The organism is Alkalihalophilus lindianensis (assembly GCF_032843265.1).
In the GTDB taxonomy this organism is placed as follows: domain Bacteria; phylum Bacillota; class Bacilli; order Bacillales; family Bacillaceae_D; genus Alkalihalophilus; species Alkalihalophilus lindianensis.
Genome location: NZ_JAWJBA010001120.1, coordinates 1 through 231 on the forward strand (window position 1 = coordinate 1; position 231 = coordinate 231).

Sequence of the window (231 nt, forward strand, 5' to 3'; positions counted from 1 at the left end):
GTCCAACTATCGGAATGCAGGAACCAAAGTACTACCGTGCTAAGCTTCAATTCCAGACTCGAAAATTCAACAATCAGGTCAAGGCAGGTTTGTATGCGCAAAACTCTCATTACCTCGTAGAGTTAAAAGACTGCTTGGTACAAGATAAGGAAACCCAAGTGATAGCGAATCGCCTAGCTGAACTTCTTACTTACCACCAAATTCCAATTACAGATGAGAGAAAAACGCTCG

The 231-nt window shown here is 42.4% G+C and carries 1 pseudogene; it reads left to right on the forward strand.

The features are described 5' to 3' along the window. Positions 1-231 (forward strand): annotated as a pseudogene (locus tag RYX56_RS25580) (23S rRNA (uracil(1939)-C(5))-methyltransferase RlmD); the annotation flags it as partial.